This window comes from Myxococcus vastator (genome assembly GCF_010894475.1).
Lineage (GTDB): Bacteria > Myxococcota > Myxococcia > Myxococcales > Myxococcaceae > Myxococcus > Myxococcus vastator.
Genome location: NZ_JAAIYB010000092.1, coordinates 1 through 21,901 on the forward strand (window position 1 = coordinate 1; position 21,901 = coordinate 21,901).

General features: G+C 68.7%; 20 protein-coding genes. 7 read left to right on the forward strand and 13 right to left on the reverse strand.

Features of this window, described 5'->3' with window-relative positions:
* Nucleotides 1-197: 197 nt before the first annotated feature.
* From G4D87_RS11990 to G4D87_RS12005, 4 genes are all read right to left on the reverse strand, one after another.
* Entirely contained in the window at nucleotides 198-500 is a 303-nt protein-coding gene (locus G4D87_RS11990; protein ID WP_163782048.1) for a hypothetical protein, read from the reverse strand.
* Nucleotides 501-534: 34 nt separating this feature from the next.
* Entirely contained in the window at nucleotides 535-1,029 is a 495-nt protein-coding gene (locus tag G4D87_RS11995; RefSeq protein WP_163782050.1) for a TlpA family protein disulfide reductase, read from the reverse strand.
* A 94-nt stretch (nucleotides 1,030-1,123) separates the two neighbouring features.
* Complete coding sequence (locus tag G4D87_RS12000; protein ID WP_240358206.1) at nucleotides 1,124-3,124, reverse strand: M36 family metallopeptidase; 2,001 nt, start codon at nucleotides 3,122-3,124, stop codon at nucleotides 1,124-1,126.
* Between the two features lie 259 nt (nucleotides 3,125-3,383).
* Complete coding sequence (locus G4D87_RS12005; RefSeq protein ID WP_163782054.1) at nucleotides 3,384-4,874, reverse strand: MFS transporter; 1,491 nt, start codon at nucleotides 4,872-4,874, stop codon at nucleotides 3,384-3,386.
* Nucleotides 4,875-5,079: 205 nt separating this feature from the next.
* Between G4D87_RS12005 and G4D87_RS12010 the strand changes: the two genes are divergently transcribed.
* The 3 genes from G4D87_RS12010 to G4D87_RS12020 are packed head-to-tail and all read left to right on the forward strand — an operon-like array spanning nucleotide 5,080 to nucleotide 7,211.
* Complete coding sequence (locus tag G4D87_RS12010) at nucleotides 5,080-6,078, forward strand: polyprenyl synthetase family protein (RefSeq protein WP_163782056.1); 999 nt, start codon at nucleotides 5,080-5,082, stop codon at nucleotides 6,076-6,078.
* Nucleotides 6,075-6,671: a GbsR/MarR family transcriptional regulator gene (locus G4D87_RS12015; RefSeq protein WP_163782058.1), complete on the forward strand. Its 597-nt coding sequence runs from the start codon at nucleotides 6,075-6,077 to the stop codon at nucleotides 6,669-6,671. The genes G4D87_RS12010 and G4D87_RS12015 overlap by 4 nt, the downstream gene beginning before the upstream one ends.
* An 18-nt stretch (nucleotides 6,672-6,689) precedes the next feature.
* On the forward strand, nucleotides 6,690-7,211 hold the full coding sequence (locus G4D87_RS12020; RefSeq protein WP_163782060.1) for a gamma-glutamylcyclotransferase: 522 nt from the start codon (nucleotides 6,690-6,692) through the stop codon (nucleotides 7,209-7,211).
* Between the two features lie 204 nt (nucleotides 7,212-7,415).
* Here G4D87_RS12020 and G4D87_RS12025 read toward each other — a convergent pair whose 3' ends face one another.
* Nucleotides 7,416-7,625 (reverse strand): hypothetical protein, encoded by a 210-nt coding sequence (locus G4D87_RS12025; protein ID WP_163782062.1) that lies wholly within the window; start codon nucleotides 7,623-7,625, stop codon nucleotides 7,416-7,418.
* A gap of 761 nt (nucleotides 7,626-8,386) precedes the next feature.
* On the opposite strand from G4D87_RS12025, the gene G4D87_RS12030 reads away from it, so the two are divergent.
* On the forward strand, nucleotides 8,387-9,553 hold the full coding sequence (locus G4D87_RS12030; RefSeq protein ID WP_205507551.1) for a M12 family metallopeptidase: 1,167 nt from the start codon (nucleotides 8,387-8,389) through the stop codon (nucleotides 9,551-9,553).
* Between the two features lie 24 nt (nucleotides 9,554-9,577).
* On the opposite strand, the gene glgB is transcribed toward G4D87_RS12030, so the two are convergent.
* From glgB to G4D87_RS12050, 4 genes are read right to left on the reverse strand one after another with little or no spacing between them, the layout of a single operon-like run.
* Nucleotides 9,578-11,782 carry a 1,4-alpha-glucan branching protein GlgB gene (gene glgB, locus G4D87_RS12035; protein ID WP_163782066.1) on the reverse strand — a complete coding sequence of 735 codons (2,205 nt, stop codon included), beginning with the start codon at nucleotides 11,780-11,782 and terminating at the stop codon, nucleotides 9,578-9,580.
* Entirely contained in the window at nucleotides 11,779-13,113 is a 1,335-nt protein-coding gene (locus tag G4D87_RS12040) for a phosphotransferase (protein ID WP_163782068.1), read from the reverse strand. Before G4D87_RS12040 ends, glgB begins: the two co-directional genes overlap by 4 nt.
* Nucleotides 13,110-14,765 carry a maltose alpha-D-glucosyltransferase gene (gene treS / locus G4D87_RS12045; protein ID WP_163782070.1) on the reverse strand — a complete coding sequence of 552 codons (1,656 nt, stop codon included), beginning with the start codon at nucleotides 14,763-14,765 and terminating at the stop codon, nucleotides 13,110-13,112. The genes G4D87_RS12040 and treS overlap by 4 nt, the downstream gene beginning before the upstream one ends.
* 15 nt (nucleotides 14,766-14,780) lie before the next feature.
* Complete coding sequence (locus G4D87_RS12050) at nucleotides 14,781-16,778, reverse strand: alpha-1,4-glucan--maltose-1-phosphate maltosyltransferase (RefSeq protein ID WP_163782072.1); 1,998 nt, start codon at nucleotides 16,776-16,778, stop codon at nucleotides 14,781-14,783.
* 221 nt (nucleotides 16,779-16,999) lie between these two features.
* Between G4D87_RS12050 and G4D87_RS12055 the strand changes: the two genes are divergently transcribed.
* Entirely contained in the window at nucleotides 17,000-17,599 is a 600-nt protein-coding gene (locus G4D87_RS12055; RefSeq protein ID WP_163782074.1) for a sigma-70 family RNA polymerase sigma factor, read from the forward strand.
* A gap of 7 nt (nucleotides 17,600-17,606) precedes the next feature.
* Here the strand turns inward: G4D87_RS12055 and G4D87_RS12060 are convergent, their stop codons facing one another.
* Both G4D87_RS12060 and G4D87_RS12065 read right to left on the reverse strand, forming a co-directional pair.
* On the reverse strand, nucleotides 17,607-18,242 hold the full coding sequence (locus tag G4D87_RS12060; protein WP_163782076.1) for a pentapeptide repeat-containing protein: 636 nt from the start codon (nucleotides 18,240-18,242) through the stop codon (nucleotides 17,607-17,609).
* A 60-nt stretch (nucleotides 18,243-18,302) separates the two neighbouring features.
* Nucleotides 18,303-18,659: a hypothetical protein gene (locus tag G4D87_RS12065; RefSeq protein ID WP_163782078.1), complete on the reverse strand. Its 357-nt coding sequence runs from the start codon at nucleotides 18,657-18,659 to the stop codon at nucleotides 18,303-18,305.
* A 193-nt stretch (nucleotides 18,660-18,852) separates the two neighbouring features.
* Here G4D87_RS12065 and G4D87_RS12070 point away from each other — a divergent pair, with 193 nt between their 5' ends.
* Nucleotides 18,853-19,551, forward strand: a complete 699-nt coding sequence (locus G4D87_RS12070; RefSeq protein WP_163782080.1) for a hypothetical protein — start codon at nucleotides 18,853-18,855, stop codon at nucleotides 19,549-19,551.
* A gap of 11 nt (nucleotides 19,552-19,562) precedes the next feature.
* Nucleotides 19,563-20,492, forward strand: coding sequence for a hypothetical protein (locus tag G4D87_RS12075; protein ID WP_163782082.1), 930 nt, complete (start codon nucleotides 19,563-19,565; stop codon nucleotides 20,490-20,492).
* Nucleotides 20,493-20,608: 116 nt separating this feature from the next.
* Here the strand turns inward: G4D87_RS12075 and G4D87_RS12080 are convergent, their stop codons facing one another.
* Both G4D87_RS12080 and G4D87_RS12085 read right to left on the reverse strand, forming a co-directional pair.
* Nucleotides 20,609-21,529, reverse strand: coding sequence for a DUF4382 domain-containing protein (locus tag G4D87_RS12080; RefSeq protein ID WP_205507553.1), 921 nt, complete (start codon nucleotides 21,527-21,529; stop codon nucleotides 20,609-20,611).
* Nucleotides 21,530-21,663: 134 nt separating this feature from the next.
* A partial coding sequence (locus tag G4D87_RS12085) for a helix-turn-helix domain-containing protein (RefSeq protein ID WP_275902281.1) occupies nucleotides 21,664-21,901 on the reverse strand: 238 nt, incomplete at its 5' end.

A 21,901-nucleotide genomic window follows, 5' to 3' on the forward strand; every position in this document is an offset into this window, starting at 1 on the left:
GAACAGGGACAGGACGACGGACAGCGTACGCAGCGAGTGCATGGTGAGGCGCTCCTGCCGGGGCGCGTGCCCACGGCGGTGGTGGCCCGCGCGAAGGTGCGCGGGAAGGTCGGACAGGGCTTGGGCGGAGCGGGCGGACGTGCGCGCACGCCCGGCCTCGGCCCTCGCAAGACACACGTCTCCCGTGAAGGGCGGTGTCAGGCTCTGGGCGGCTGGAAGATGTCGGTCCCCACGCCAGAGTGCGTGGGTTCATCCACGCGCGAGGGGATGGGCAGCGGCCGGGGCGGCGGGATGAGACGCGCGATGGGCAACGCGGGACCGGGGGCGGCTCTCAGCGGGCAGCACACGCACAGCGCGCAGTTGGGCGAGCAGTCCTCGCATTCGTCGGACTGTTCTTCCGCGCATTCGTCGTGCACGTCCGACGCCAGGGCCAGCGTCTGGAAGACGCCGCCCGTCATCAGGACGAGGAGCACGGCGAGAAATCGCAGAAGGGACTGCATCCAGGACCGGCTTATTAAAAGGAGCCTGGCGGTGTCAATCCAGCGGATGGGGCTCGCGTATCAAGCGCTCCAGCAGCCGGCGCATGGCGCGGGCATCCCAATCCCGGGGGCCGGCGAAGCGGGCGACCTGGCGGCCGTCGACCACGAGGAAGCTGACGGGGAGCTGCTCCACGCCGAACGCGCCGCCAGCCTGCTTGTCCGCGTCCAGGCGCAGGTGGAGCGGCGAGGGCGGTGGCCCTTCGAAAAAGGACGCCACCGACTGAGGTGATTCGTCATGACTGAAGACCACGACCTGGAGACCCGCTGGGGGCGCCTTGGCCAGGGCGACGAGCTGGGGCGTCTCCTGCCGGCAAGGGGGACACCACGACGCCCAGAACACGACGAGCACGGCGCGGGAGGGAGGCACGTCCGCGAGCGTGGGGGCTGCCCCGTGGAGCCGGACATAGGCCGGTGGTGGCTCGCTCTTGCAGGCCCAGGTCAGTGGCGACAGGCAGAGCAGGAGCAGGCTCAAGGCAGCGGGAGCGCGCATCAGAGGGTGATACCTCAAGACGCGGCGCCTGCCATGCGGGCCTGGGGCCAGGCCGGAGCTCGCGGTGGAGCTCCGGCCCGGGGGAGGTCAACGATTAGAGCGTGGCAGCCGTCGCGCTGAAGGAAGCGCAGGCGGCGGGCACCGCGAAGCCGTTGGTGGGCGCCGTGCTGCCGGAGCTACCGGACACGGCGTTGCTGCCCAGGCCGAAGGCGGCGAAGGCCGTCCACAGGCGGCAGACGTCCTCGCCACCGTGCAGGGTGGTGGCCGCGGTGATGATGCCGTCACGCACCTGGGTGAAGGTGGGGCTGCACGGCGTGTTCTTCAGGCCCTGGGTGAAGTACAGCATCATGCGCTGGTTCCCCGCGGTGCCCGTGGCGTTGTACAGGTTGGCGTTGAAGCCGTGGTGGTTGACCAGGGCCCAGTAGGCCTCCCACATGCCCTGGGCGAACACCGCGCCCACGCCGTGCGGAACCGCCATGCCGTTGATGCTGGCGTAGGTCCAGGTGTTGACGGAGGGGCTGGTGCTGTAGCGCTGGGGGCGGATGCCCGGGCCCGTGGTGGGCTGGTTCAGGGCGTAGGTGCCCACGCCGCGGCCCTGCGCGCCGGTGTCCGTCGCCTTCGCGGTGTAGAAGAGCGCCAGGAAGTCGCTGATGCCCTCGCCCGGCTGCTGGCGGTTGGACAAGCAGGACACGTTGCTGGGGCCACCCACGAGGCGGTTGGAGATGCCGTGGCCGAACTCGTGGACGATGATGCCGGCGTCCAGGTCTCCGTCCTTGTTCGGCGTCACCGTGTTCCAGCGGTACATCTGCATGCGCGGACGCTGGCCGTCCGGCGGGGTCAGGAAGTTGGCGTTGTTCATGCCGCCGCCGTCCTGGGCCTCCGCGCGCACGTCGTCGTTGCCCACGCCACCCCGGCCGTAGTTGTTGACCTGGAAGTTACCGGAGCGCTCGTCGAAGCCGTACTGGTACTGGACGTCGTGGATGATGTTGTTCCAGTAGAACAGGTTGGTGACGGCCGCGGGGATGTACGTGGACGGCGCGCCCGTGAGCGAGATGGGGAAGCTGCAGGCGAGGGACGCGGTGCAGTTGGGCTGCGAGGCGGGCGGCTGGCCGTTGTTGTCGGTGTCCTCGTAGGCGTGGACGTTGTTGCCGCGGAGGGTGGTGTACTCGGCGCCGGCCGCGCCGTTGGTGTCGTGCCAGCCGTAGGGCGACGCCGTGGTGTTGGCGGGGTTGGTGACCAGCACGCGGCCGTCCGACGGCGGCAGCGGCGTGGTGTGGTTGGGGCTCTCCACCGGCATGGGGTAGACGCGGTAGGTATCGGCGGCCACCCAGTCGAAGCGCGTCCAGACCTCGCCCGTGGACGCGTCCACGGTGACGTCGTAGGCGTGGTCGCTGTCCAGGGTGTGGACCTGGAAGCGCCACACCAGCCGGGCCTCACCCCGGCGGACCGGCAGCACCGCCAGCTCCGCGTCGATGGGCTCGGTGGACAGGCCCTCCACCGCCACGCGCGTGCGCTGGCGCGCGCCGGGCTCGGCCTTCAGGGACTCCGGCGCCGCGGAGATGCGGACGCCCAGGTGCTTCGCCAGGCCCACCACCGCGTCCGCGGCGCTCAGGCGGGGCGTGGTGCCGGCGAGCGAGGACTCCAGGGCCGGGAGGAAGTCGCTGTGCACGCTGAGCACGCGGCCGTCGCGGTCCACGTTGATTTGGAGCTGGCCGTTGTAGACGGGCAGGCCCCGGTACGTCTGGCGCAGGTACAGGTTGGTGATGCCGCTCACCTTCGAATAGACGCGGTCCGTCACCTCGAGGTTCGCCAGGTCGTTGAGCCCCAGCCCGAGCGCGTCCCGGTGCTTCTGGACGAAGTCCAGGCCAATGGCCATCGGGTCGCCGCTGCGCGGACTGGAGAGCGCACCCACCGGATTGGTGAGCGAGCGCACCAGGCCGTTGGACTCGTCGAACTCCACCCTCAGCTCCGGCACGGTCTGCCGCAGCGCGGTCTGGCTGGACTTCTGGGCAGACGAGACGCCAAACCGAGCCTGCGCGTTATAGGCATCACGCGCATCGTAATTGCGAACGCCTTCCTCCGAATGGACTGCCATTGCGGCAGAACCCGAGAGGGTTCCCACGAGAAACACCGCATGAAAAAGGCGCCTTCGGTAAGGACCTGAGGACATGTCGTGCTCCTGCACTGCGGGTTGACCGCGCTCTCTCTAGGAGGGGCGGTGCTGGCATGGCAGAAAGCATACTTTGAGTGAAAATAGCAAATCGCCAGCTAGTCTGGAATTCTCCGGTTTGGCGCAACGGATTTGCACAGTCCCGCAGTATGACAAGCAATGATGCTGTTATGTCTTTTGAGCATCAATCATCTAACGCGGCGCGATGAGCAGCGATTGGCCGCGGAAGCAGGCGCGACAGCATCGCGCTCACGGAGCGCACGGGGTGGGCGCCGGGCTCGGGGATGCGTGCCGTGAGCAGGGCCGCGCCCAGGCGGGCCACCGAGGACAGCACGAAGAGCACGTGCAGGTTCACCCAGACCTGGCCGCCCAGGGTGAACTGGGTGGGCAGCGCGGCGGCGATGGCGCCTCCCAGGGCGGCCGCGGCGGCATAGGCCAGGCCGCCGGCGGTGGCGAAGGCGGCCAGGTAGAAGGGACGGTTCTTCCGGGGCGCCACCGCCAGGGGCAGCTCGAAGATGGCCAGGCCGTGACCGCTCCACAGCGCCCCGGCGAGGAGGACGTCGAAGAGCAGGGGCCACAGCGTCCCCGCGGAGGGCAGCAGCCACAGGACGGGGATGGCGGCGATGCCCAGTGAGCACGCCATCAACACGGGCTGGGCGCCGCAGCGGTCAATCGCGCGGCCCCAGAGCGGCGCCGCCAGGATGCGCACGCCCGCCACCGCCGCGGCGTGCAGCGCCATGACGACGAAGGTCATCTGGAGGTTCTGGAGGCTGTGCAGCGCGAAGAAGGGCGCGGACACTCCCACCGCCGCGTTCCAGGTCACCTGGTAGGTGAGCACCCGGCGCGCGTTGTCATCCTTGAAAGGGACCAGCGCGCCCTTGAGCTCCAGGGGCGGGGTGGTGCCTGGGGGCGCCGGGTCGTGCTGCGAGGCCATGAACAGGGTGGTGACGATGCCCATGACGCACGCGCCCAACGCGAGCAGGGGCAGGGCCACGCCCACGCCGCCCGTGGGGCGCAGCCGGTCCATCAGCAGGCCCGAGCCCAGGGAGGCCAGCGTGCCCGCCAGCGTGGTGAGCGCGGTGCGGCGTCCGAAGAAGCGGCCCCGGACGGCGCGGGGCACCAGCTCTCCCATCCACGCGACCCAGGCGTTGTTGCCCACCACGCTCAGCGCGGCGGAGACGCCGGCCACCGTCAGCAGCAGGCGCTGCTGGGATTCGAAGGGCAGGTCCAGCCACGGCAGCACCGCCAGGGGGAACATCACCACGCGGGACAGGCACACGGCGGTGAGGGCCACGCGCCGGTGGCCGAAGAGGCCTGTCAGCCAGGCCGCGGGGAACTGCACGAACTGCGCGAAGAAGGGCAGGGCCGTCATCACCCCGACGAGGAAGGGCCCCAGCTTCAGCGCGATGGCCCACGCGGTGAGCACCGTCGCGCCCGCGCACGCGGTGAAGACCTCCGAGAACATGCCCTCCACCACGGAGACACCCAGCGTCCGGCGCAGCCGGCCCTGCTGGGGGCGGACCTGCGGCCCGGGCCCGTCCGCGGGCGGTGCCCCCAGGAGCGGCGCTGTCGAGCCGGGCAGGGACGCGCCGGGCCGGAACAGCGGAACCGCGGAGGCAAGGGAGGCGAAGCTGAAGCTGCGGAGGAACTTCCGGCGGAGGGCTGCGCGAGTCACAGGTCCGCTCTCTGTCGCACGCTCCGCCGGGCCCTCTCAATCCACTCCTGGTGAGCCCCAGGGCGCCCGGCCGCCCTCCAGGCGGGAGCGGCGCGGCTGTCCCACATGCTCCGCACCCGTCCGCGCCCGGCTGCTGAGCGGCGCTGGAATCAGGTGCAGTTCAAGCGGTCTTGAACTATATGAACGGACGAGGAGACGGCGCACTATGGATCTGGCTCGGGAGCTGACGGATTTTCTGGGGGCGGTGGAGCAGCGGCTTGGCAGCACCCTGGTGGATGGCGATGCCGGTCCGGACGTGAAGGGCGACACGCTGATGGAGGCGGCCCGCCACCTTTGTCTGGGCAGCGGCAGCAAGCGCGCGCGCCCCATGCTGACGCGGCTCTTCGGCGGCGCGGTGGGGGTTGCGGCGGAGCGGCTGGTGGACGTGGCCGTGGCCGCGGAGCTCATCCATTCCGCCAGCCTGCTGCACGACGACGTGGTGGACGCGGGCATGTTCCGCCGCGGCCGGCCCACGGTGAACGCGCGCTGGGGCAACATCGTCGCGGTGATGAGCGGCGACCTCATCCTGTCCACGGGCCTGCACCAGCTGTCGCTGCTGGACGCGCGGCTGACGCGCAGCGCGCTGTCGATCGTCTCCGAGATGACCCGCGCCGCCATCGCCGAGGTGGAGGCCCGCGGGGACCTGGACCTGCCGCTCAACCGGCTGCGCTTCATCGCCGAGGGCAAGACGGGCTCGCTGTTCGGCTGGTGTGGCAACGCGGCGGCGACGCTGGCGGAGCACCCCGAGGCGGTGGAGCGCTTCGACGGCTTCGGGCGTCACCTGGGCGTGGCGTTCCAGATCGCCGACGACATTCGCGACATCCTGGGCACGGACGTGGGCAAGCCGCGTTACGCGGACGTGCACTCGCGCACGCCGTCCATGCCCATCCTCCTGGCGGTGGCCAAGGATGAGTCGCTGCGGCGCAAGCTGAAGGACGCGTGGGCGTTCTCGGCCATCACCCCGGAGCGCACGAAGGAGATTGGCGCGGCCATTGAAGCCACGGGCGCGGTGGACGCCTCCATGGCGCGGATGAACGTCGAAATCGAGGCGGCGCTCGACAAGCTGGGCCACTTCGCCAAGGAGCCCGCGGGCGCGGAGCTGGTGAGCTGGGCGCGGCGGCTGTCGGCCGGCATCGCGGAGCAAGTCCAGGGGCGCGCTGCATGAAAGGCTACCTGTGGACGGGGGGACCCGGTAGCTCTGCCTCGGAGGCGCCGCAAGTGGAGGGCCGGCTGGCGCCCTGGGAAGCCATCGCGGTGGACGCGGTGGGCAACGTCATTGAGTTCTGGGGGTTCAAGCGCAACCAGGGCCGGGTCTGGGCCCTGCTGTACCTGCGCGGCGAGCCCCTGACCGCGGGCGAAATCGAGCGCGAGCTGGACCTGTCCAAGGGCGGCGTCTCCATGCTGCTGCGCGACCTGGAGCGCTGGGGCGTCATCCAGCGCGTGCGCCTGCCCCAGGACACCGCCTGGCGCTACGGCGCGGAGAACGACCTGGTCCGGATGGTGACGCACGTCATCGAGGAGCGCGAGGCGGGCTTCGTCGCGCGCATCCGCGCCGACCTGGCGGAGGCCCGGCGGCTGGCCGAGACGCAGGATGGGCTGCCCCCGGACCGGCTCCAGCGACTGGAGAAGATGGCCACGTTGGCCGAGCACGTCGAGCGCGCGCTGCGGCTGTTCATCAAGACGTCCCGGCTGGACGTGTCCGGTGTGCTGTCCGTGTTCCGGGACGAGGCCACCGGGTCGCGCCGGGGCTTGAAGTAGCCAGGAGGAGGGGCGGACATGGATTCGCACTACGATCAGGTGATGAAGGCGCGCGCGGGCGCGGACCCGTCGGCCACGCGCCTGTACTTCGCGTACTCGACCATCCTGGACCGCGCCGCGTTCGAGGAGTGGCGCTCACAGCACAGCTACGACTTCTTCGAGCTGCCCGAGGGGCGGCTGGCCGAGGCCCTGGATGTGGACCTGGTCTATGACTTCCCGTCGCGCTGGTGGGGCGGGCGTGTCGCGGGGCTGACGGACTCCGCGGGCCAGAAGGTGTACGGCCGCCTGTTCGAGATTCGCGGCCAGGACTGGCCCATCATCCAGCACAAGGAAGGCTTCGTGACGAGCATGTGCGTGGAGCGGCCGGTGCGCGTGCGGGTGGACGGGCAGGAGCTGGAGGCCACGGCCTTCGTCACGAATCCACGGCGTGCGTCGGCGGAGGGCACGGTCAGCCCCCGCTTCGTGGACGCGCTGGTGCGTGGGGCCCAGTCCGCGGGCCTGCCAGCGGACTACGTGGAGCGGCTGAAGCGCGGCGAGTAGCCGACGCGGGCGTTCCGTAAGCCCCCGGACAGAACGCGGCGGGGTGCCTTCCCTCCGCGCCGGGAGTGCGCAGCTTGGGTCACGCGTATGTTCTTCTTCTTTTCGAACCGGCTCGGCTGTATCGGCAGCATCCTGGTGTCCGTCGCCCTGAGCGCGGTGCTCTACTTCCTGTTCATGCGCTGAGGCCGAGCCCCTGGGCTCGGCTCACGGCTTGCCGTGCCACAGGTCGTCCGAGTCCTCGGCGTCCAGTGGATGGATGGTGATCTCGCGCCCGTCCTTGTCGGGCGTGCTGCGCACCGCCTCCGTCTCGTCCGGCGTTCGAGGCGCCCGCTCCGAGAAGCTGTCGTTCTGGAGGTGGCGCTGACGCTGCTCACTGGTCCCGCCGTACCCCTCGCTGATCTTCTTCTTCGTCATCCCCGTCCTCCTGGTGAGTCGATCGCCCAGGAGTAGGCTGGGGTCGAATGAAGGAGGGAGCAAGCGGCGGTGGCTGCTCGCCTGGTGTCCGGGCGGCACGTCGGCATCTGACAGTGCCATGCCTACATGAACATCAGGCCAGTGGTTTTGGCTCTGCTGATCGGAGGCGATTGTCTGTTCGGATGTTCAGTGGGCCGCACGGCGGCTGATTGGGTCATGCCTACATGAACGAACTATCAGTCATTTTCGACCGCACCTGTGCGTTCAGTGCCGAACGCCGTCTGTGACTGATTGGATGTTTAGTGGTTCGAGCACAACCTGAAACGCTCGTGCCTACATGCTAGAGTGTTCAGTTATACCGCATGGCTGATCGCTGTCTCTGGGCTGACTGGATGTTCAGTGGTTTTTGGAACCCCTGCATGCTGGTGCCCACATGTCTGGATGTTCAGTCGCCCCGATATCATTAATGGCAATGTATGCATATTTGTCTGTTATTGATGATTGATTTATGTGTGTGTTTCATTTTTGCTCGGTGCGGAGAGGCATTGAGGGGCTCGCTGGAGCGCAGGCTGATTCACGCGTGGGGCGGTGGCTGCTCCGGCCGAACGTCGCTTCGCGGAGCGGGGGGAAATCACATTGTCGGGTGAACCCATGCCACTGGGAGGGCGACCATGGCGAAGACGAATGACACCAGGCGACGAGGCGGGCGGAGCAGGGGGCGGACGGCACGCACGGAAGCGGAGCCTCAGAGGAGCCAGGAGGTGGATCGCAAGCAGGGTCGCAAGTCCGTGGGGCGCGCCGCGGCCTCGGGACGGAGGGGCACGGCCGTCACCGTCGCCCCCGAGTTCGCGCACTGCGCCTTGAAGCAGGAACCCGAACGCGTGCTGCCCGCGGACCTCAATCCGCACCGGGTGCATCTGATCCGGGTGAACGAGAAGAAGTGGGCCAACGGCACCGTGCTGCACTACTACTTCTTCGACCGGTCCACGGATGGGGAGAACGTTTGGCTCCAGGACGGGGGCACGCGGTGGATACCGTGGACCACGACGGATGCCGAGAAGGACGTCGTGCGCGAGGCCTTCCGCCGATGGAAACAGGTGGGCATCGGCTTGGAATTCGAAGAGGTGAAGTCCCGGAGCGAGGCGGAGCTTCGCATCGGCTTCATGCGTGATGACGGTGCCTGGTCCTTTGTCGGGCGTGACGTCCTCCGGCATGGCCCGGACGAGCGGACGATGAACTTCGGTTGGGATTTGACCGAGAGCAGCCGGGAGCTCGACACCGCCATCCATGAGATAGGTCACTCGCTGGGCTTCCCGCACGAGCACCAGAATCCGAACGCCGGCATCGTGTGGGATGAGGAGGCCGTCTATGCGGCGCTCGCGAAGCCGCCCAACCGCTGGAGCCGGCAGACGACGTTCTTCAACATCATCCGGCAGCTGGACCCCACCTCGGTGGAGGGCTCCACCTGGGATCCAGACTCCGTGATGCACTATCCCTTCGGCCCCGGCCTCATCAAGGAGCCCAGGCCCTACTTCGACAAGGGCTTGCATCCGAAGGGCGGCATCTCCGACCGGGACAGGGAGTGGGTGAAGCGCCTCTATCCGCCCATCGCGGAGAAGGACCTCACGCCGCTCCAGCCCTTCCAGTCCGTGCCCCTGGCGCTCAAGCCCGGCCAGCAGCGCAACTTCACCTTCACCGCGCCGGAGACGCGCGAGTTCGAGCTGCGCACCTTCGGCACCTCGGACACGGTGATGGTGCTCTTCGACAACACCCGCGGCGCCTACCAGTTCCTGACGGGCGCCGACGACAGCGGCCAGGACGTCAACGCGGCCCTGAAGCTCAAGCTCTTTCAGGGCCGCGAGTACGTGCTTCGCGTCCGGATGTTCTACGAGGAGCGGGCAGGGGAGTCCGCGGTGATGCTGTGGTGAACGCCCCCGCGCGCAGGCCCTGGCTCAGCCCGGCGTGAACCACAACACGGACAACGGGGGCAGGGTGAGGGTGGCCGAAGCCGGCTGGCCATCCCAGCCCGTGGGCTCGGTGTGAATCTGCCCCATGTTGCCCAGGTTGGAGCCGCCGTACTGTTCGGCGTCCGTGTTGATGAGCTCCACGTAGCGGCCTTCCAGCGGGAAGCCCACGCGGTAGTCCTCCCGCACCGTCGGAGACAGGTTGGCGATACACACCACGTGCCGTCCTGGCTGACGCGAGCGCCGGACGAAGGCGAAGACGTTGTACGCGGCCGAGTCTGGCTGGAGCCACTGGAAGCCCACGGGCTCGCCGTCCGCGTCGTGGAGCGCGGGCATGTCCCGGTAGATGCGGTTCAGGTCGGAGACGAGCTGGAGGATGCCGTGGTGTCCCGGGTCGTGCGTCAGGTGCCAGTCCAGGCTCTTGTCGTGGTTCCACTCCGCGGGCTGGCCGAACTCGCCGCCCATGAAGACGAGCTTCTTGCCCGGGTGCGCCCACATCCACGCGAACAGGGAGCGCAGGTTGGCGCGCTTCTGCCACGGGTCACCCGGCATGCGCCCGTACAGGCTGCCCTTGCCGTGCACCACCTCGTCATGGCTCAGCGGCAGCATGAACTGCTCGCTGAACGCATACAGCAGACCGAAGGTGAGCTGGTTGTGGTGGTACTGCCGGTAGATGGGGTCCTTGGAGAAGTACGACAGCGTGTCGTGCATCCACCCCATGTTCCACTTGTAGTCGAACCCCAGGCCGCCTTCGGACACCGGCGCGGACACCTTGGGCCAGGCCGTGGACTCCTCGGCGATGATGACGACGCCCGGGTGCTTGCGGTGGACCGTCTCGTTCAGCTCGCGCAGGAACTGGATGGCCTCTTCGTTCTCCCGGCCGCCCCAGCGGTTGGGAATCCATTCGCCCTGCTTGCGGCTGTAGTCGAGGTAGAGCATCGACGCCACCGCGTCCACGCGCAGTCCGTCGATGTGGTACTCCTCAATCCAGAACAGCGCGTTGGCGATGAGGAAGTTTCGCACCTCGTTGCGGCCGAAGTTGAAGACCAGCGTGCCCCAGTCCGGCTGCGCGCCCTTGCGCGGGTCGGCATGCTCATACAGCGCCGTGCCGTCGAACTGTCCCAGCGCGTGCAGGTCGCGCGGGAAGTGTCCGGGCACCCAGTCCACGAGCACGCCAATGCCTTCCTGGTGCATGTGGTCGATGAAGAAGCGCAAATCATCCGGGTGGCCGAAGCGCGCCGTGGGGGCGTAGTAGCCACCGACCTGGTAGCCCCAGGAGCCCCCATAGGGATGCTCGGCCACGGGGAGCAGCTCGATGTGGGTGAAGCCGGTGAACTTGATGTACTCGGCCAGCGCGGGGGCCAGCTCCCGGTACGTCATGGGCCGGTCGCCGTCCTCCACCACCCGGCGCCAGCTGCCCAGGTGGACCTCGTACACGCTCCACGGCTGGTGATGGACGTCCCGCCGCTGCGCGCGTTGCTCCAGCCACGTCGCGTCGCCCCAGGTGTAGCGCGCCAGGTCGTGCACCACGGAGGCCGTGGCGGGGGGGACCTCGGTGCGGAAGGCGAACGGGTCCGCCTTGAGGACGTTGGGGCCGCCCTGGCCGGGGCGAATCTCGAACTTGTAGCGGGTGCCTTCGCCCACCTCGGGAATGAAGAGCTCCCAGATGCCGGAGGAGCCCATGCGGCGCATGGCGTGCAACCGGCCGTCCCAGCCGTTGAAGTCACCGACGACGGACACGCCCGCCGCCGTGGGGGCCCACACCGCGAACGAGGTGCCGCGCACGCCGTTGTGGTGCAGCAGGTGCGCGCCCATGCGCTCCCAGAGGCGCTCGTGGCGGCCCTCGCCGGCGTAGTACAGGTCCATCTCCCCCAGGGTGGGGAGGAAGCTGTACGGGTCGCGGAGCGTGAAGACGCGCTTGCCGGGGTACTCCACCTCCAGCAGGTAGTTGAACGTCTGGTCCTTGCCGTTGATGCGGGCCTCGTGGACGCCGCCCAGCCGGTGCGTCATCGCGATGCGCCCGCCGGACTCCGGCAGCACGTGGATGGCCACGGCGTCCGGGCGGAAGGCGCGAATCACCACGCCATCCCCATCCGGGTGGATGCCAAGGACGGAGTGGGGCTCCGGATGCCGCAACTCCACGACGCGCTGAAGCTCCGCGTCGACCTGGGCCTTGTCGGCTGGCTTCCTCACTTGGATGCCTCCATGCGCAAGAGGGCCTGGACGGGGATGCGCACCCAGTCGGGCCGGTTCTGCATTTCGTATCGCACTTCGTAGAGGAGCTTCTCCAACTCGAAGGCGCGCAGCATGACGTCGAAGGTGCCTTCGTCCGTGGGCAGGAAGGCCGCGCCGCGCGTCACCTGCCGGTAGCCTTCCACGAAGGCGTCACGGATGGTGTTGATGCGCTCGTGGGGCGTGCCACCCTCCAGCGCCACCGTCGCCTCCGCGTAGTCGAACGAGCGGATCATCCCCGCCACGTCGCGCAGCGCGCTGTACTTCTCCCGGCGGGCGGTGAAGGAGCGCGCGGGCTCGCCCTCGAAGTCGAAGAGGATCCACTGGTCCTTGGTGCGCAGCACCTGCCCCAGGTGGAGGTCGCCGTGGATGCGAATCTTCTGGCCGGAGGGCGGCACCTGCGCCAGGCGCCTGGCGTACTCGATGAGGTCCTCGCGCCGGTTCTCCAGCTCCGGGTTCTGCCGGCTGGCGTCCGCCAGCGTCACGCCCAGCTCCCCGACGATGGAGGCGCTCCAGCGCTGGAGGTCCTCTTGCAGCAGCGGCTCCGGCGTGAAGGCCGGCTCTTCGTCGGTCGCCGAGGCGAGCGCCAGGTGGAGCTCGCCCAGCCGCGCGCCCAGGTCGCGCATCTCCGACTGGAAGCGCTCGCCCACGGCGCGCTCCTGGCGCAGCCGGTCCAGCGTGTACTTCCAGCCGTCCGTCGCATCCGGCACGAAGCGGTGGGCCACCGCGAGCGTCGCGCCCGCCGCCCCTTCCAGCTGCAGCGCGCCCAGCAGCGTGGGCGTGGCGCGGAACGACGTCCGGGTCGCGAGGAAGCGGCCCACCTCGTGCTCCGGATTCACGCCGGCTTCCAGCTTGCGGATGATCTTCAGGATGACCTGATCACCCAGGACCACCGAGGTGTTGCTCTGCTCCACCTGCAGCCGCCGCACCGCCGGTGACGCGGGGAGGGCGAGCAGGCCGTCCTGACCGCCAATCCATTCGCCTTGCACGCGGCCGGACGCGGACGCCACCTGGCCTCCGGTCCGGATGAGGTCGAAGAGGCCGCGCAGGCATTCGTCGCTCTCCAGCGCGTCCCGCACGCCCTCCGAGGAGGGATGCACGGGCAGCAAGTAGCGCTCCGGGCTGCCCAGCTCGTAGATGACGTCCACCACGGCGAGGCTGAAGGAGCAGCCGCCTGATTCGATGGTGGCGTGGTCCATCACCGTGACGTGCTTGATGGGCCAGGCCTTGCCGCTGAACCAGCGCTGGTGCTTGAGGTAGTCAGGGAGCTTGGTCAAATCCAGGGTCGTCATTCGAGGCTCCTCACCTGTTGCGGCCTGTCCAGCCGGAACCACAGGAACATGTAGGGGCCCATGGAGAGCTGATACGGCAGCTCTCCCACCTGCGGGAAGGGGGTCTCTCCAATCAGCTCCACCGGCACCGAGCCCTCCCACTCACGCATGTCGAGCACCGCGGGCTGGGCGAAGCGCGACAGGTTGCACACCACGAGGACTGTCTGGCCTTCCCATTCACGGATGAAGGCAAGCACCTTGCGATTGTCCGTCTGGAGGAAGCGCAGGTTCCCCAGGGAGAAGACGGGGTAGCGCTGGCGGATGCGAATCATCCGCTTCACCCAGTGCAGGAGGCTGGACTTCACCCGGTCCTGCGCTTCCACGTTGATGGACTGATAACCGTACACCGGGTCGGCGATGACGGGCGCGTACAGGCGTGCGTAGTCCGCGCGGCTGAAGCCCGCGTTGCGGTCGCCCGTCCATTGCATGGGCGTGCGCACGCCGTTGCGGTCACCCAGGTAGATGTTGTCGCCCATGCCAATCTCGTCGCCGTAGTAGAGGACGGGCGTGCCGGGCAGGGTGAAGAGCAGGCTGTGCATCAGCTCGATGCGCCGGCGGCCGTTGTCCATCAGCGGCGCCAGCCGGCGGCGGATGCCCAGGTTGATGCGCATGCGCGGGTCGGTGGCGTACTCCCGGTACATGTAGTCCCGGTCCTCGTCCGTCACCATCTCCAGCGTCAGCTCGTCATGGTTGCGCAGGAAGATGGCCCACTGGCAGTTGTCCGGGATGTCCGGCGTCTGCTGCATGATTTCGACGATGGGCGTGCGGTCCTCGCGGCGCACCGCCATGAAGAGGCGGGGCATCACCGGGAAGTGGAAGCCCATGTGGAACTCGTCGCCGTCGCCGAAGTACACGCGCACGTCGGCCGGCCACTGGTTCGCCTCCGCCAGCAGCATCTTCCCCTGGTACTCCGCGTCGATGGTCTTCCGCAGGCGCTTGAGGAAGGCGTGCGTCTCCGGGAGGTTCTCGCAGTTGGTGCCTTCGCGCTCGAAGAGGTAGGGCACGGCGTCGCAGCGGAACCCGTCCACGCCCATGTTGAGCCAGAAGCGCATGACGTCCAGCATGGCTTCCTGCACTTCGGGGTTGTCGTAGTTGAGGTCCGGCTGGTGGCTGAAGAAGCGGTGCCAGAAGTACTGCTTGGCCACCGGATCCCACGTCCAGTTGGAGCGCTCCGTGTCCAGGAAGATGATGCGCGCGCCCTTGTACTGCTCGTCGGTGTCGCTCCAGACGTACCAGTCGCGCTTGGGGCTGTTGGGGTCGCTGCGCGCTTCCTGGAACCAGGGGTGCTGGTCACTGGTGTGGTTCACCACCAGCTCGGTGATGACGCGGATGTCGCGCTTGTGCGCCTCATCCACCAGCCGCTGGAAGTCCGCGAGCGTGCCGTAGTCCGGGTGGACGCCGTAGAAGTCCGCGATGTCGTAGCCGTCATCGCGCAGCGGAGAGGGGTAGTGGGGCAGCAGCCAGAGGCAGTTGATGCCCAGGTCCTGGAGGTACGGGAGCTTCTCTATCAGGCCGGGGATGTCCCCGTGGCCGTCACCGTTGGAGTCATGGAAGGCACGAAGGTGCAGCTCGTAGATAAGAGCCTTCTTGTACCAGAGGGGATCCAGGTCCATACGCCTCTCGGGGTGTCACTCGTAGTAGTCGAACGCGTTTTCGGTGCGGCGGAACCGGTGAACGGCCCAGAGGGCCGCGGGCTGCTCGGGCGTCAGGCGCACCTGTACGTCGGGACCCTGCCACAGCGAGCGCTGGTCCGACATCAACTCGTGCACCTGATACGTCTCGTCGGGGCGCGCGCCCAGCCACTCCATGGGCACGTGCAGCAGCGCCTCCTGGACGTCATACGGGTCCAGGCTCACCACCATCAGCACGATGCTGCCGCCGTCGGGCGTGCGCTTGCCGTAGAAGAGGACGCGGTCGTTGTTCGACGAGAAGAAGCGCAGCGTCCCGTACTGGTGCAGCGCGGGGTGCGTGCGGCGCGCGGCGTTGAGGCGCGAAATCCAGTCCCGGATGTTGCCGGGCCGGTCCCAATCCCACGCGACCAGCTGGTACTTCTCCGAGTCGGTGTACTCCTCCTTGCCCGGGATGGGGCGGCCTTCGCACAGCTCGTAGCCGCAGTACATGCCCCACACGGAGGAGAGCGTGCCGGCCAGCGCCGCGCGCAGACGGAAGGCGCCGGGCCCCGCGTTCTGGAGGAACTCCGGGAGGATGTCCGGCGTGTTGGGCCAGAGGTTGCCGCGGAAGTAGTCGGACACCGGCGGCTGGGTGATTTCTTCCAGGTACTCCTGGAGCTCGCCCTTGAAGTTGCGCCAGGTGAAGTAGGTGTACGACTGGGTGAAGCCCACCTTGCCCAGGGCCTTCATCACCTTGGGACGGGTGAAGGCCTCGGACAGGAAGAGGACCTGCGGATGGGCTTCCTGCACGCGGCGGATGAGCCAGGCCCAGAACTGCGTGGGCTTGGTGTGGGGGTTGTCCACGCGGAACGTGTTCACCCCTTGCTTCACCCAGTGGAGGACGACGGACTCCAGCTCCGCCCAGAGCGACTCACGGGCGGGGCCCATCCAGTCGAAGTTGACGATGTCCTCGTAGCGCTTGGGCGGGTTCTCCGCCGTCTTGATGGTGCCGTCCGGCCGGTGCTGGAACCACTCCGGATGCTCCTTCACGTACGGGTGGTCCGGCGAGCACTGGAAGGCCAGGTCCAGCGCCACCTCGATGCCGTGCGCCTGGGCCGTCTCCACGAAGTGCCGGAAGTCCTCCAGCGTCCCCAGCTTCGGGTGCACGGCCTTGTGCCCGCCCTCCGAAGCGCCAATGGCCCAGGGGCTGCCCACGTCGTCGGCCGCCGCGGTGAGGCTGTTGTTCTTGCCCTTGCGCGCCGTGCGGCCAATGGGGTGGATGGGCGGGAGGTAGACGGTGTCGAAGCCGAGCTGCTGGATGTACGGCAGCCAGGCCTCCGCGTCCCGGAAGGTGGCGTGGGTGACGCCGTCGCGCAGCGCCGAGCGCGGGAAGAACTCGTACCACGCGCTGAAGCGGGCCTTCTCCCGGTCCGCGAAGACCTCCAGCACCTTGTCGTAGCGGCGGGCCAGTGAGCGGTCCGGATGGGCCGAGGCCACGTCGGCCAGCTCGGGCGCCAAGGCCACGGCGAGGAGGTCCGGGGAGGGGGCCAGTCGCAGCCGGACCGCCGCTTCGGTCAGCACCCGCGCGTCGTCCAACTGCTTCGCCGTGCGGGCTCGGGCGGCGGCGCCTTCCAGCAGGGCGGCGCCTTCCAGCAGCTCGCTGCGCACGTCGCGGCCCGCGTCGACCTTGCGCTTCAGCTCGGACGTCCAGGTCCGGAAGAGGTCTGGCCAGGCTTCTATCGTGTACTCGTAGCGGCCGTTCCGCGTCAGGGGGAAGTCGCCTTCCCACCGGTCATTGCCGAGGAAGCGCATGGGCACTTCCGCCCAGTCGGTCTGCTGGGATTTGGGGGTCACCTGGCGCCAGCGGATGACGGCGACGAGGACGTCATGGCCTTCCTTGAAGACATCGGCCTTGACGGTGCACCGCTCTCCCACGACGCGCTTCACGGCGTGGCGTCCCGCGTCCAGCTCGGGGCTGACTCCCTCGATGAATACGCTTCCGAGTCGTTCAGTCATGGTGGCTGGCGGCCCTTATAGGTTCTTGGGTTGTGATGGCCTCGCGGCGAATCGCGATTGTTGTCGATGCTGGACGGCTTCCTTGCCGGCCGCGTTGGCTCGTCAACGTTAAGGATGGGGGCGGGCACTGCCCACCCTGGAAGGCACAGCGCGCCCGGGCGCCCGCCTGCCGATACTTGAAGCTGGGAACTGCCCCGCTGATTGAGCTATCCGGGACGAACATGGCGCCTCCTTCCTCCGCTGTGCTCCGAGCAAGCGACCCAGCGCTGGACCTGGTCCTCCTCCGCCAGGTCGCCCTGGGAAGCCCGCAGGCCATGCGTGACGTCTACGCCCGCTGTGGCGGACGGTGCTTCGCCATCGCGTTGCGGTTGCTACCCAACCACGCCGACGCGGAGGAGGTGTTGCAGGAAACCTTCCTGGAGGTCTGGCGCCGCGCCCGAGAGTTCAATCCAGAACGCGGCGGCCTGGAGGCCTGGGTTACGACGATTGTGCGCACGCGCGCCATCGACCGGCTGCGGGCGCAGGGAACGGCGGCTCGTCTGGTGCAGGGGGCCGCGCGGCAGGAGCCGCAGGTCAGCGCCGCGCCCGCCGCGCCGGACGAAGCGGCCAGCCAACGGGAAGCGCGTGTCCGCGTGGTGGCCGCGTTGGCCCAGCTCCCTCCGGAGCAGCGCGAGGTGGTGGCGCTGGCCTACTTCGAAGGACTCTCCCAGCGGGAGATCGCCGAGCGCACCGGCGACCCGTTGGGCACGGTGAAGACGCGGGCGCGGCTCGCGTTGGAGAAGCTGGGGGCGCTCTTGGAGGTGCTGCGTCCCAGCGCATGAGGTTCCCTCAACGGCCCTTCTTGCGCTCCGTCTTCGCCGTCGGGCCCTCACTGTAGCCAGGCACCACCAGCCCGAGCGTCTGGACGAAGTTCACCGCGGCCTCCACGGGGATGCGCGTGGCCTTCACGCGGTTGCGCGCGGGGTCGATGAACACGCCCTTCGCGGAGCCGAAGTCCGCCTTCGTGAGCGTGCAGCCTCGGAAGTTGCTGCCGGTGATGTCCGACTCGCTGAAGTCCGACTCGGACAGGTCCGTGTCGATGAAGTTCAGCTCCATCGCCGTGCAGCGCAGGAACGCCGTCTTCCGCAGGCTGAGCCCCGCGAAGGTGCAGTAGCGCAGGTTGGAGCCGTCGAAGGTGACTTCGGGGAAGGTGCCCACGTCGCTCCAGTCGATGCCCATCAGCTTGGAGCGTTCGAACCGCACGTCCCGCAGGGACGTCTCCGTGAACCGCGCGCGCGTGAGGTCGCAGCCGGTGAAGACGCAGGTCTCCATCCGAGTCCTCGTCCAGCGGCTCTCCTGCAGGGTGCAGTCGCGGAAGGTGCAGCGGTAGAACTCCTTCCCGCCCAGGTCCGCCTCCTGGAGGTTCAGGTCGGCGAAGGTCTCGTTCTCGAAGCTGTCTTCTTCGTGGAGGCGCTGGGAGGACATGGCGGGCCCGTCACTAACGCCAGAGGGCGCTCGCTGGCCAAGGCATTTCGCTCCGGGCAGCTATCCATGACGGACGGTGAAGGCCGCCAGCATGGGCCCGGCCAGGCGGGTGTTCGCGGGAGACGTCGGCCCTCCTTCGGGGAGCTGCGTGAGGAGCGCCTCCAGTGCGGGCTTCATCTCCTCGAAGGCGGCGGTGGCCGCCGCCGCGTTGTCGAAGAAGCGGTGGTAGAGGAGCCAGCCGGTGACGGAGCAGGCAATGGCGTGGAAGGAGCGGGTGTCATCCAGCTCGTAGGTGAGCCGCGCCAGCCCGCCGAAGTCCTCATCCCGCGCGATGGTGCCGCCCTGGGTCCCCATCCACCCGATGGAGCCTCCGTCTTCATACGGCCGCCACGCCGCGTCTTCCACACGTCCCACCATCCACCCCTTGCGAGGAAACCGGCGCCATCATGCGCAGCCCGGGGCGGACGCTCCAGGACTCCGAGGCCTCCGCTTCGTCGAGCGGTGGACGTCGGACCGGCGCGGCGGAGGTAGGGAAGGGGAGCACGCCGCTGTTCGCGGAACAGTTGACGCGGGACGGTTTGTGCCCGGCGAGACGTCGTCCTAACCTGCCATGTCCATGAAGGCGATCCTCGTCTCCCTTTTCCTGTTGGGCTCGGCGCCGGACTCCAGCGCGCCAGCGATTCCGCCCGAGGCGCTCGCGGCGCCCCCTGTCGCGGATGAGTCCCCCACCGCCTGGTCCTGCACCGTGGACACCCTGCGGGCTGGGAAGGAATGCGTGTTCGAGGCGGACGTGTCCGCGGGCTCGCCCAGCGATTCGCAGGACGCGTCCAACAAGAAGCTCCTCCAGGACGTGAGCCGCGCGCTGTGCACGGAGGCGGTGGGCAACATCCGCGAGGGCCGCCCGGACGCGACGCTCACCGCGCTCTGCGAGCGGCGCTACATCACCGCCGTGGACCAGTGCGGCCTGGAGGGCACGTCGTTCGTCGTGGACGCCAAGGGCCGCTTCGCTCCCGGCGCTCGCTCTTGCTACCGCGCGCTGGCCAACGTCCTTCAAGAGGTGCAGTTCATGGCCACGGTGGCCTCGCCGTGCTGCGAGTGCGCCGCCCGCGCCAACTGCCCGGGCACCGCGGACCGCTGCTATGCGGAGGTCGCCCAGCAGGCCACCGCGCCCCAGACGCAGGCGTGCCTGAGCGACAGGTGCGCGGATGCGTGCGCCGTCGTGCTTCCGGTGCCTCGCTCCGGTGCGCACCCCGCGCCCACCGTCCAGCAGCGCAACCGCTCCACCAGCCCTGGCTCCGCTTCCCTCTAGGGGTTCCGCCCATGCGCCGTCCTTCCTGGAAGCTGTCCACCTGGGCCCTGCTGGGCTCGTTCGCCGCCGGCTGCGGCGCCTCGCATTCCCATGTGACGTGGTCGGAGGACGCGCCGCACCCGAAGGAGGAGGTGTTCGTCGCCAGGCCTCCGCCGGAGCCGCCCGCGCCCAGCCCCACTGAGGACCCCAAGGCGTTCGCCGCCCGGTACGCCAACCCGGCCGTGTGTGAAGCCGCCGCGCGGCGACTCCAGGGCGCTTCACGGGATGAGGCGTGGGATGGCCTGAAGGCCTGCATCGAGCACACGCCCTTCACCCAGCTCAACGCGCTGCTGGGCCGCGCCTGGGCGAAGGAGCTGAGCGTCCGTCCCGAAGGCGCGAAGCTCATCGCCCGCGTGGTGGCCCAGCGCGGTGGCAGCGTGACGGGCGAGCTGCGCTACCTCCAGGAGAAGCAGATCCCCATCTTCTCGCTGGCCTCCGCCATGGACCGGCCGGACACGTACAAGGGCCGTTACGTGCTGCTGCGCGCGCAGGTCGCGGACCAGCGCTCGGAAGGTGCGCGCCCCACGGTGTGGCTGGTGGAGCAGGCCCTCAGCTCCGTCCAGACGGACGAGGTCGTGGGCTATGGCGAGCGCATCGACTCCGTCATCGCGTACTCGGGTGACGTGGGCGGGCGCGGCGCGGCGGGCACGGCCGAGCGCTCCAGCCGCGGCACCACGCGGCGCTTCGTGGAGAACATCTCCGACGAGACGGGCCGCGAGGCACTCGGCCGTCTGGCCAGCGCCGACCCGTTCCTGGAGACCCGGCGCGACTACGTCATCCTCGCGCGCTTCGACGGCGTCCGCCTCACGTCGGGCGGCGCGGAGACGGATGACGAGGCGCCGCGCATCCCGGTGCTGACCATCGTCAGCTACCACGCGCCGCAGGCGCTCGTCGTCTACTGAGCGTGTCTTGATGACGCAGAAAAAAAACGAGGCGCCGGGGAACTCGCCCCGACGCCTCGCCATGGAAACCGACCCCGCGCCAGTCCCCATGAAACCGTGTGCAGGTCGCGCCCGCGCTACTGCCGGGTCGCACCCGTAATCGTGAAGTGGTGCGTTACGTCGCGGCCCGAACCCACTTCCACCGTCACCGGGTGCTCGGGCGCGGTGGAGGCGCTGACGGAGGCGGGCGGCTCGAGCTGCACCGTGAAGGTGCCAGGAATGAGGAACTTGAAGACCGCCTCGTAGGTGCCGTCACCGTCCGCGTCGGTCAGCGCCAGCCGCTCACGGCTGCCCGCCTCGTTCGTCATCACCGCGTTGAAGTCGCCCAGCGTCACCTGGCGGCCGTCCACCACGGGCAGCGCCACCGTGGCGGCCGTGTCCGCCGTCACGCGGATGCTGCCGGAGGCCGTCACCTCGGCGGACTTGATGACGGGACTCATCACCCACTTGCCCGAGTTGCCCGCCTCCTTGCCAAAGCTCTGGCCGACGTCGAAGTCCACGAGCAGCACCTTCTGCTCGCCTTCGATGGTCAGCTTCTCGGAGAACTTCACCTTCAGCCCGGACGCGCCGTAGCTGGGCATGTGGAGCTGGCCGCCCACCTGCGTACCCGCGGGCAGGCCGGCGTAGTCGGCTGACGACGCGAACACCGTCGACGAGCCGTCCTCGTTCGCCACCTCGATGTAGCCACCGGTGATGACGAAGCGAAGCTCGGAGTAGTCCCCATTGGGGACCACGGCTTCGGAGACCAGCTCGGACGTCGAATTGGCGAGCTCCAGGAGGTTCACGGTGGCGGGTGAATCGCGCAGCACCACGCGGCCCCCTTCGCCGTCGTTGCCGCCCTGGAGATAGATTTCGGAGATGGTGACGACAGCGGTGCGGATATCGTCACCCGGCGCGTCCGTCAGCAGCAGGGTGACCTTGCCCTCATTGCCGCCACACGCCATCAGGGGAAGCAGGGCGATGGGCAGCAGGGCCAACAAGCGCGAGCGAAGAGTCATGGTCGGCACGTCCCGAAAGGGGCCCGCCGGAATGCCGGGCCGTTCGACACGTAATGACCCGGCCCGACAACCTCCGGCCACGCGAACCCGCGCACGTCGCCGCGAAAGCAGGGGGCCCGGAGGCCCACACCCCCTTACGCAGGCGACGTGTCCAGGCCGTGCTTGCGCAGCAGCTTGCGCAGGTACACGCGGTCGATGCCCGCCTCGCGGGCCGCGCGGGACACGTTGCCCTCGCAGCGGTCGATGAGGGCGCGCAGGTAGTCGCGCTCGAAACCTTCGATGATGCGGTCCTTGGCTTCCTTGAAGGGGAGGTCCAGGGAGATGGGGCGCGTGCTCTCCGGGTCGTCCGAAGGCGGCGGCAGGGTGGTGGGG

What these genes read in the sequence shown, in the direction of transcription:
- G4D87_RS11990 (WP_163782048.1), bottom strand. Translation starts at nt 500, where the DNA reads ATGCAGTCCCTTCTGCGATTTCTCGCCGTGCTCCTCGTCCTGATGACG.
- G4D87_RS11995 (WP_163782050.1), bottom strand. Translation starts at nt 1,029, where the DNA reads ATGCGCGCTCCCGCTGCCTTGAGCCTGCTCCTGCTCTGCCTGTCGCCA.
- G4D87_RS12000 (WP_240358206.1), bottom strand. Translation starts at nt 3,124, where the DNA reads ATGGCAGTCCATTCGGAGGAAGGCGTTCGCAATTACGATGCGCGTGAT.
- G4D87_RS12010 (WP_163782056.1), top strand. Translation starts at nt 5,080, where the DNA reads ATGGATCTGGCTCGGGAGCTGACGGATTTTCTGGGGGCGGTGGAGCAG.
- G4D87_RS12015 (WP_163782058.1), top strand. Translation starts at nt 6,075, where the DNA reads ATGAAAGGCTACCTGTGGACGGGGGGACCCGGTAGCTCTGCCTCGGAG.
- G4D87_RS12020 (WP_163782060.1), top strand. Translation starts at nt 6,690, where the DNA reads ATGGATTCGCACTACGATCAGGTGATGAAGGCGCGCGCGGGCGCGGAC.
- G4D87_RS12025 (WP_163782062.1), bottom strand. Translation starts at nt 7,625, where the DNA reads ATGACGAAGAAGAAGATCAGCGAGGGGTACGGCGGGACCAGTGAGCAG.
- G4D87_RS12040 (WP_163782068.1), bottom strand. Translation starts at nt 13,113, where the DNA reads ATGACGACCCTGGATTTGACCAAGCTCCCTGACTACCTCAAGCACCAG.
- treS (WP_163782070.1), bottom strand. Translation starts at nt 14,765, where the DNA reads ATGGACCTGGATCCCCTCTGGTACAAGAAGGCTCTTATCTACGAGCTG.
- G4D87_RS12050 (WP_163782072.1), bottom strand. Translation starts at nt 16,778, where the DNA reads ATGACTGAACGACTCGGAAGCGTATTCATCGAGGGAGTCAGCCCCGAG.
- G4D87_RS12055 (WP_163782074.1), top strand. Translation starts at nt 17,000, where the DNA reads ATGGCGCCTCCTTCCTCCGCTGTGCTCCGAGCAAGCGACCCAGCGCTG.
- G4D87_RS12060 (WP_163782076.1), bottom strand. Translation starts at nt 18,242, where the DNA reads ATGTCCTCCCAGCGCCTCCACGAAGAAGACAGCTTCGAGAACGAGACC.
- G4D87_RS12065 (WP_163782078.1), bottom strand. Translation starts at nt 18,659, where the DNA reads ATGGTGGGACGTGTGGAAGACGCGGCGTGGCGGCCGTATGAAGACGGA.
- G4D87_RS12070 (WP_163782080.1), top strand. Translation starts at nt 18,853, where the DNA reads ATGTCCATGAAGGCGATCCTCGTCTCCCTTTTCCTGTTGGGCTCGGCG.
- G4D87_RS12075 (WP_163782082.1), top strand. Translation starts at nt 19,563, where the DNA reads ATGCGCCGTCCTTCCTGGAAGCTGTCCACCTGGGCCCTGCTGGGCTCG.
- G4D87_RS12080 (WP_205507553.1), bottom strand. Translation starts at nt 21,529, where the DNA reads ATGACTCTTCGCTCGCGCTTGTTGGCCCTGCTGCCCATCGCCCTGCTT.